The 6,388-nt window shown below is 70.0% G+C and carries 6 protein-coding genes; all 6 read right to left on the minus strand.

Annotated elements, in window-relative coordinates:
- Positions 1 to 23: 23 nt before the first annotated feature.
- Positions 24 to 1,760, minus strand: coding sequence for a DNA repair protein RecN (gene recN, locus AC1DBL_RS13320; RefSeq protein ID WP_441418925.1), 1,737 nt, complete (start codon positions 1,758 to 1,760; stop codon positions 24 to 26).
- Positions 1,761 to 1,763: 3 nt separating this feature from the next.
- On the minus strand, positions 1,764 to 2,801 hold the full coding sequence (locus AC1DBL_RS13325) for an NAD kinase (protein ID WP_441418926.1): 1,038 nt from the start codon (positions 2,799 to 2,801) through the stop codon (positions 1,764 to 1,766).
- Between the two features lie 13 nt (positions 2,802 to 2,814).
- Positions 2,815 to 3,639 carry a TlyA family RNA methyltransferase gene (locus AC1DBL_RS13330; protein ID WP_476926295.1) on the minus strand — a complete coding sequence of 275 codons (825 nt, stop codon included), beginning with the start codon at positions 3,637 to 3,639 and terminating at the stop codon, positions 2,815 to 2,817.
- The gene (locus AC1DBL_RS13335; RefSeq protein WP_476926296.1) at positions 3,636 to 3,884 is read right to left on the minus strand and encodes a hypothetical protein; all 249 of its coding nucleotides are present in this window, start codon (positions 3,882 to 3,884) and stop codon (positions 3,636 to 3,638) included. The genes AC1DBL_RS13330 and AC1DBL_RS13335 overlap by 4 nt, the downstream gene beginning before the upstream one ends.
- Positions 3,885 to 3,894: 10 nt before the next feature.
- Positions 3,895 to 4,887, minus strand: a complete 993-nt coding sequence (locus AC1DBL_RS13340) for an HAD-IIA family hydrolase (protein WP_476926297.1) — start codon at positions 4,885 to 4,887, stop codon at positions 3,895 to 3,897.
- 6 nt (positions 4,888 to 4,893) lie between these two features.
- Positions 4,894 to 6,388, minus strand: a 1,495-nt coding sequence (locus AC1DBL_RS13345; protein ID WP_476926298.1) for a hypothetical protein, incomplete at its 5' end; no start/stop codon positions are given.

A 6,388-nucleotide genomic window follows, 5' to 3' on the forward strand; every position in this document is an offset into this window, starting at 1 on the left:
GTCCCGGCGCGCCGGAAGATCGATCAGGCCTGCGGCAGCAGCTTCGCGTCGTCCAGCAGTTCCTGCGCGTGTGCCCGGGCCGATTCGGAGTCTTCCTGCCCGGCGAGCATGCGGGCCAGCTCGCGGACCCGTTCCGCCTCGTCCAGCAACTGGACATCGCTGGAGGTGAAGCCGGTCGCCGTCGCGCCGTCGGCCCCGCGCACCGAGGTCTTGGTGACCCGGATGTGCTGGTCGGCGAACGCCGCCACCTGCGGCAGGTGGGTGACCACGAGGACCTGGACATGCCGGGCGAGCATGGCCAGCCGGCGGCCGATCTCGACGGCGGCGCGGCCGCCGACGCCGGCGTCGACCTCGTCGAAGACGAACGTCGGCACCGGGTCGACGGCGGCCAGCACCACTTCGATGGCGAGCATCACGCGGGAGAGCTCACCGCCGGACGCACCCTTGCCCAGCGGCCGGGCCGGCGCGCCGGAGTGGGGCTGCAGCAGGAAGGAAATCTCGTCGGTGCCGAACGGGCCCAGCTGCTCACCGGGGTCCACATTGATGACCAGGGTGGCGTCGGCCATGGCCAGCGCGGTCAGCTCGGCGCTGACCCGGGCTGAGAGGTCCTTGGCGGCCTTCTTCCGGGTCTTGCTGATGGCCGCGGCCTGCTTGCGGAGGTCGGCCTCGGAGCGGGCGACCTCGGCGTCCAGCGCCTCGATCCGGGTGGAGTCGTCCTGGAGCTCTTCGAAACGGGCCCGGGCCTGCTCCGCCCAGAGCAACACCTCGTCGATGCTGGGGGCGTACTTACGCACCAGCTTGGCCAGCGCGGCGCGCCGGTCCTCGATCTCGGCCAGGCGTTCCGGCCCCTCGGTGTCGAGGGAGGCCTGGTAGCTGGCCAGGTCGCCGGCGATGTCGTTGAGCAGGAAGCCCACCTCCGCCAGCCGGGCGGCGGCAGAGCCCAGTTCGCCGTCGTGTTCCGCGACGTGCTCCAGGGTGCGCTTTGCGGCGTCCACCAGCGTGGTGGCATCGGCGTCCTCGCCGAAGTCTTCGGAGATGAGGGCCTGATGGGCGGTGCTGGCTGCGATTCGGAGCTCTTCGACGTTGGCGAGCTTGACGGCCTCCGCTTTCAGCGATTCGTCCTCGCCGGGCTGCGGGTCGACGGCGTCGATCTCGGCAAGGGCTGCCTCGAGGGATTCCGCCTCGCGCAGCCGTTCGCGGGCGGCACTGCGGAGTTCGTCCAGCTCGGCCTGGCTGGCCTTCCAGTGCCCGTGCAGCTCCTGGTAGGCGGCCAGGGAACCGGCCAGGCCCTCCCCCGCAAACTTATCCAGGGCTTCGCGCTGCGCCACCGGGCTCTTGAGCCTGATCTGGTCCGACTGACCGTGGACCACCACCAGCGTCCCGCCGATCTCGGCGAGGACTCCGACCGGCGCGGCGCGGCCGCCGAGGTAGGCGCGGCTACGCCCGTCGGCACCCACGCTTCGGGCGAGCAGCAGTTCGGCGCCGCCGTCGAACTCCTCGACCTCGGCTCCGGCCTCGCGTGCCCGGCTGATCGCAGCGTGCCCGGCGTCGAGCTTCAGCACGGCTTCCGCGGAGGCGCTTTTCGCCCCGCTGCGGACGGCGCCGGCGTCGGACCTTGCGCCGAGCAGGAGGCCGACGGCGGTGACCACCATCGTCTTACCGGCGCCGGTCTCGCCGGTCACCACGCTCAGGCCGGGGCCCAGCGGCAGCGTCGCGTCGGTGATGACGCCGAGGTCGCGGATTCTCAGTTCTTCAAGCATGGGTCACTTCACAGTCGAGGGATCAGTTGGTGCTTCCGGATCCGCGCCGGGGCCCGCATGACGGGGCGTGGGCAGCGCGCGGCTGGGCCGCGGGGTGCGCACCACCGGCAGGGGCCCGGTGTGGATGGTGTCGGTCTGCGGCACCGGACCGCGCCAGCCCTGGATGGGGAGCTCGAACTTGCGGACCAGGCGTCCGGAGAACGGGGTCTGGTGGGTGCGGGCCAGCCTTACCGGCGTGGCCGAGCGGGTCACTTCCACGCGGGCTCCCGGCGGCAGGTCCACGGAGCGCCGGCCGTCGCACCACAGCACGCCCTGGGCGTCGGTGCGGTTCAGGATTTCGACGGCCAGCCGGGACCTGGGCGAGACCACGAGCGGCTTGGCGAAGAGGGCGTGGGCACTGATCGGCACGATCAGCAGCGCCTCGACCTCGGGCCACACCACGGGGCCGCCGGCGGAGAACGCGTAAGCGGTGGAGCCGGTGGGGGTGGCAAGGACGACGCCGTCGCAGCCGAAGGAGGTGAGCGGGCGTTCGTCTACCTCGGTGACCACCTCGAGCATCCGTTCACGGTTGCCTTTTTCGATGGCGGCCTCGTTCAGCGCCCAGGTGTGCCAGATCTTCTGCCCTCGGACCCACACCTGCACATCGATGGTCATCCGCTCCTCCACCGTGTACTGGCGGCTGGCGATCCACTCCACGGTCTGGGCCAGGTCCGCCCGCTCGCTCTCAGCGAGGAAGCCGACGTGGCCGAGGTTGACGCCGAGCAGCGGCACGTCCACTTCGCGGACCAGCTCCGCGGCGCGCAGGATAGTGCCGTCACCGCCGAGCACCATGACGAGTTCGACGTCGGGCAGTTTGACGTGGTCGTGCAGGACCTCGACGGGCTGGTCCAGCCGGCCGAAGAACCTGACCATGTCGGCGAGCTCGGATTTCTGCATCACCGCGACGAGGCCGGAGGCATGCAGCTGGGCGCACGCTTCCCAAGCGGCCTTGAGGGATTCCTCGCGGCCGGTGTGGGCAAGGATGAGGACACGCCTGCTCATCGGGTTCCGCCTTCTAGTGCTTCTCGTGCTGCTCTGGCCAGATCGATCCGAGTAACGCAGCAACGGCTGCGTCCCGCTCCTCGATCTTAGGCAGGTCTGTCCGGATCCCGCGTTTTATCCACAGGAAGTACTCCACGTTTCCGTCCTGGCCGGGCAGCGGACTCTGCGCGAGGCCCGCCAGGTCCAGGCCTGCGTCCATCGCCGCGGACGCCACCTTGGCGACGGCCATGCGGCGTTCCCGCACGGAGGTGACCACGCCGGTGCGGCCCAGCCGGTCCTTGCCGATCTCGAATTGCGGCTTGACCATCAGGACCAGGTCCCCGCCGGGCTCGGTGCACGCCGCGAGGGGCGCCACCACGAGGGTCAGCGAGATGAACGACAGGTCCGCCACGGTCAGCGCCGCCGGGCCGCCGATCATTTCCGGGGTCATGTAGCGGACGTTGAGCCCTTCGTGGACCGAGACCCGCGCGTCGTTGCGGATTTGCGGTACCAGCTGGTCATGCCCGACGTCGACGGCGACGACATGCGCGGCGCCGCGCCGCAGCAGCACCTCGGTGAAGCCGCCGGTGGAGGCTCCGGCGTCGAGGCAGCGCTTGCCGGAAACCTCGACGTCGGGAAAGGCATCCAGGGCGCCGGCCAGTTTGTGGGCCGCGCGGCTGACGTAGTCGTCCTCGCTGGTGGCGGCGACATCAAGGGCCATGCCGTCCTGGACCTGGAAGGAGGCCTTGGCGAGCACTTCGCCTCCAGAGCTGACCTTGCCCTCGCCGATCAGGCGCGCGGCATGGGTGCGGGACCTTGCCAGCCCGCGGCTGACGAGGGCCTGATCAAGCCTGGTCATTGCGGGGAGTCCCCCGCACGCTGTCCGGTCACGTCCGCGTTGAGGGCTGCCGCCAGCTCGTCGTGCAGGCCGGCGTAGACCTCGCCGTGGTCCGCGACCGGCAGCTCCGGCAGCGCGTTCAGGCGCACCAGCAAGGCATCTACGGCCGGATCGTCTACAGCAGCGGCGTCGGCGGGCGCAGGCCAGTCGATCCGGGCGTCAGCGCTTTCCAAATCGGCATCGGTGGAAGAACTTTGCTCGGTCATGCTCTCCAGTCTAGTGATCCAGCCACTCGAGGCCGGGCGCCAGGGCGGTTGCAGTTTCGGGGTTCGCAGCCCACCAGGCGGCACAGGCTGCACGCCACGAGTCGAGGTCCGCGGGATCCCCGCTGACGCGCACCGTGGTCCCCTCGACGAGCGCCGAAGCCGCTCCGCAACGGTAGCGTCCCTCGGCGTCGCGCTCCACCGCCGGGTAGGGGCGGTAGAGGTCGGTGAGGTCATTGATCACGAAAGTGGGGCGTTCCATGGTGCGCGCGGCGAGGATGGATTCCCTCGTGTCCACACCGGTCAGCACGGCCACCGTCGCGAAGCCGGCGTTGTTGCCGCCGAGGATGTCCGTGTCCAGCCGGTCTCCGACCACCAGCGGGCGGTCGGCCGCCAGCCGCTTGGCGGCAGCGTGGAACAGCGGCGCTTCGGGCTTGCCCGCGACGAGCGGTTGCCGGCCGGTGGCGGCGGCGACGGCGGCAACCAGTGTGCCGTTGCCGGGCGCCATACCGCGGGCCTGCGGAATGGACATGTCCGTATTGGTGGCCACCCAAAGGGCGCCGGCCGCAACGACGTAAGATGCCTCCGCGAGGTCCTTCCAGCCCAGATCCGGGTGAAAGCCCTGCACGACGGCGACGGGATCCTCGGCCTCACTGCGGACCGGCACCAGCCCTGCGAGTTCGATTTCGCGGGCCAGCGCCTCGCCACCGGTGATCAGGACGCGGGCACCGGCAGGCAGCAGCGAGGCCAGCAGTTCGCCGGCCGCCTGTGGCGAACTCACCACCTGCTGCTCCTCCGCAGGGGCGCCGAGCTCGCGCAGGTGCTGTGCAACCTCCGCGGGCGAACGGGAGGCGTTGTTCGTTACGTAACCCAGCCCGACGCCGATTTCCGAGAGGCGGCGGAGCGACTCCACGGCGCCGGGAATGGCGTGCGGGCCCGCATAGACGACGCCGTCCAAATCGGCGAGGAGCGCGTCGAACCGGGAAATCAGCTCAGCTTCGGCCATTGCGGACTAGTCCTCGACGCGTTCCGAGTAGTGGGACTCCCCGGCGTCGGCGTCACTGGACTCCGACTCCACAGGTTCCAGTTCGTCGGCTTCCAGTTCGTCGGCTTCCACGGAATCCTCGTCGGATTCGGCGTCGTCGGATTCGAAGAAGTCGGGCTCTTCGTCGTCGGAGCCGGCTTCAAGATCGCGAACAGCAGAGTGCGGCGCGTCGGTCTCCGGGAGGCCGGCCACCGCTCCGGCACCGGCGGCACGGGGTGCGGCCTCGCCGGCGGCAGCGGCGGCCTGCTGCTCGGACTGCTGCTGCAGGATCCGGCGGCGCTCCTTTTCCTCGCGGGCTTCCTCTTCCTCGTCCCAACCGAGGTCGATGATGTCCGGCTCCTCGTCAACGCCCATGCCCAGGGCCTTCTCGGCGACGACGGCCTGGCGCTGCCACTTCCCCGCTTCGGCGTCGCGGCCGGCCGCCGTCAAGGCATCGGCGTAGGCGCGGAAGAGCCGCGGGCTGTAGGAGAACGCACGGTTGATGTCCAGCTGCGCGATTTCGAGCTCGGAGACCGCAGCGTCGAGCTGGCCGAGGTCGGTACGGGCGCCGGCCGCGACGATCGCCAGTTCCACCTTGCCCGGAGCGTCGAGGTCCTTGGCCTCTTCGGAGCGGGCCATGTCCAAGGCACGATCCGGGCGGCCGAGGCCACGCTCGCAGTCGGCCATCACCGGCAGGTGCATGTTGGATCCGCTGATCCGGCGGTAGGTGCGGAATTCCCGCAGCGCCTCACCGTAGTGTCCTGCAGCGTACGCAGTCAGGCCAACGGCTTCGCGGACCGCTGCGAGGCGGCCGCCGCGGCGGCTCGCCGCCAGGGCGTGCTGGAAGGCGAGCTCAGGCTCCTCATCAAGAAGGCGGCCGGCCATCACGAGGTGGCGTGCCACCCATTCGGCGCTGTTGTCTTCAAGGGTCTTGATCTGGTGCTGCGTGGCCCGGTCGAGTTCTTTGCCGGTGACGTCCTCGTCGATCTGCGGTGAACGCTCACGGTCCGGGCGGTTAGCGCTGCGCAGGTCCCGGGCGTTCGGCTCGCGCACGGGGCGGTCCTCGGCGCGGTCACGGCCGAACTGGCGCGGACCGGACTCGGCGCGGTCAAAGCTGCGAGCCGGACGGTCCTCGCGGTTGCCGAAGGGCTTGCGATTATCCCCGCCACTGAACGGCTTACGGTCCCGGTCGCCGCCGAAGCTGCGACGTTCCCCACCCTCACGCGAGGGACGGTCACCAAACGGCTTACGATCACGATCAGCACCGGCACCGGTGAACGGCTTACGGTCCCGGTCGCCACCGAAGCTGCGACGCTCCCCACCCTCACGCGACGGACGATCACCGAACGGCTTACGATCACGATCGCCACCACCACTGAACGGCTTACGATCACGATCGCCACCACCACTGAACGGCTTACGATCACGATCGCCACCACCACTGAACGGCTTACGATCACGATCGCCACCACCACTGAACGGC

The sequence above is a fragment of the Arthrobacter sp. 10T44 genome, from assembly GCF_056393885.1.

Bases quoted from the DNA above. Each gene is read 5' to 3' on its own strand.
- AC1DBL_RS13325 (WP_441418926.1), bottom strand. From the start codon at position 2,801: ATGAGCAGGCGTGTCCTCATCCTTGCCCACACCGGCCGCGAGGAATCC.
- AC1DBL_RS13330 (WP_476926295.1), bottom strand. From the start codon at position 3,639: ATGACCAGGCTTGATCAGGCCCTCGTCAGCCGCGGGCTGGCAAGGTCC.
- AC1DBL_RS13335 (WP_476926296.1), bottom strand. From the start codon at position 3,884: ATGACCGAGCAAAGTTCTTCCACCGATGCCGATTTGGAAAGCGCTGAC.
- AC1DBL_RS13340 (WP_476926297.1), bottom strand. From the start codon at position 4,887: ATGGCCGAAGCTGAGCTGATTTCCCGGTTCGACGCGCTCCTCGCCGAT.
- recN (WP_441418925.1), bottom strand. From the start codon at position 1,760: ATGCTTGAAGAACTGAGAATCCGCGACCTCGGCGTCATCACCGACGCG.